Annotated in this window: 2 protein-coding genes; both read right to left on the minus strand. The window is 28.3% G+C overall.

The annotated features are described in order from the left end of the window. Positions 1–45 precede the first annotated feature (45 nt). A complete protein-coding gene (locus tag ACMOUI_RS09610; RefSeq protein WP_418965483.1) occupies positions 46–906 on the minus strand; it encodes an NAD(P)H-dependent oxidoreductase in 861 nt (286 codons plus the stop codon). A 61-nt stretch (positions 907–967) separates the two neighbouring features. Then, positions 968–1,940 (minus strand): CocE/NonD family hydrolase C-terminal non-catalytic domain-containing protein (locus ACMOUI_RS09615; RefSeq protein ID WP_418965484.1); only part of this gene is annotated, 973 nt, incomplete at its 5' end.

The raw sequence follows: 1,940 nt of genomic DNA on the forward strand, positions 1-1,940 counted from the left end.
CATTCACACTACTTTAATTTATCTATTTTTTTATATTTTTATACATTATTTTTTTATAAAAGTAGTATTTAAATTTTTCTCAAGACTTTCTCTTATTGATGATAACTCCGCTTCATAAGATTTTGAAGTATTTTTAGGATATCTATCATTCATGAATCTTCCATAATTTTTCATTCCCCACCAATCAGCAAGATCATTATCAAATACTTCATATGCTCTCATATATTCATCCCATTTTTTATCATTTATACCTACTCCATCTCCTATAAAGCCTCTTCCGCCACCTAAAAATCCACAATTCATAATTGTATAAATTCCTTTTCCTTCTAATAATCCTTTAGGTCCTTTTGGTGTGCTCGTATAAGCAAACTCTTTAGAAAAAACTCTCTCCTGATATCCTTTAACCATTGCATTAGCACTATCATGCCAATTTGGATAAACAAACACAATATAATCAGCTTCTCTAACTAGATCTTGCTCCTTTTTTACATCTGCTTTAGGTTCTCCAATTCCATCTTTTTGATAAAAAAACTCATCTTCTGATAATACTGGGTTCCATTTCATTCTATAAAGGTCTCTTGCTTTTACCTCAACTCCATTATCTTCAAGATATTTCATAGCTGTATTAGCCATATCATAAGTTACGCTATTTTTTCTTAAATCCCCAATTACAAAAAGTGCCTTCTTTTTATTTGAATTTGTAAATCCTTTTGGGTTATACTTTCTAACTAAAGCTGCAGGAACTATAGAAGCTGAAGATATTTCATCTATATTTTCAGGTAATTTACCTCCTTTTACTACAATCTTACTTTCAGAAGCTCCACCCTTATCATCATATTTCTTGTCCTCTGAAAAACTTAATAGTGCAAAAAATAAACATAAACTTCCTAATATTACTTTTCTCATTTCTCCCCCTATTTCTAAATTCTAGTATCTGTTTTTTTGTCTGTTTATTATACCTAAAGTTCTATATACTGTCAATATTTTTTATTTTAAGTTTTACTTTATTTTTATTTAAAAACAACCTTATACTATCTTTATCTAAAAAATAAACTGTTTTTTCAAATGGTCTTTGAGTTATCTCTGCATCACTTCCATAGATTATTAACCCCAATTGACTTCCCTCTTTTAAAATATAATATGTAGGTACCATCTCAAGAGTATACCTATGATAACTCTTTGGAATCACTCTATTTTTATAGAGATTACTTTTCCTGTTTTGTATATTTATATGACCTCTTGTAATCACTTTATACTGTGAGGCTCTCTCTTCATATTTGAAATCTACCTCATCCATAGTTCCTGCATCTCTTCCTAAACTGATCTTTTCTTTTTCAGTTATAATCTGTTCTTCGGTCAATCGTTTTCTCTCTCCAAAATCCACTAACATAGCACTTAATATCCCTTTAGTTTTATTTGAACTCACATAAAACTCAACTTTTATATCCCCTGAAATTGTTATATTTTCTTTTAAAACATCACTTTTATAGATAACTTTATGCTTCACTTTTCCATTTTCATTTAAAACTAAACTATCTCTCCATTCGTTATAGTTTTTTCTTTCTCTTATAAACCCATTCCCCTCAATATCATCTATAAATTTTTCTATATTTCTATTTTTTTTACTATTAATTTTTATATTTTTACCCTCTTTTAATCTCTCCCCCTCTATTTTAAATACTTTTGCTTCATATCTCTCTGATGGCCAACTTTTTGAATTTTCCCAGCTCATACTATCTAAATTACTCTGAATCATTACATCTGGTAAATCATTTAGAACATCATTTTGTATGTCATATAACCAATAACTTATCCATCTGTTCATAATATCATTAAAATTAAATCCTTTTAAATTCTGAATATAGATATGATCCCCTTGATGTAAAATGATTTTAGATGGAATACTATATTTTTTAAGCTTATCCCATAACAACTTACAA

This window comes from Cetobacterium sp. (assembly GCF_048470075.1).
GTDB lineage: Bacteria > Fusobacteriota > Fusobacteriia > Fusobacteriales > Fusobacteriaceae > Cetobacterium_A.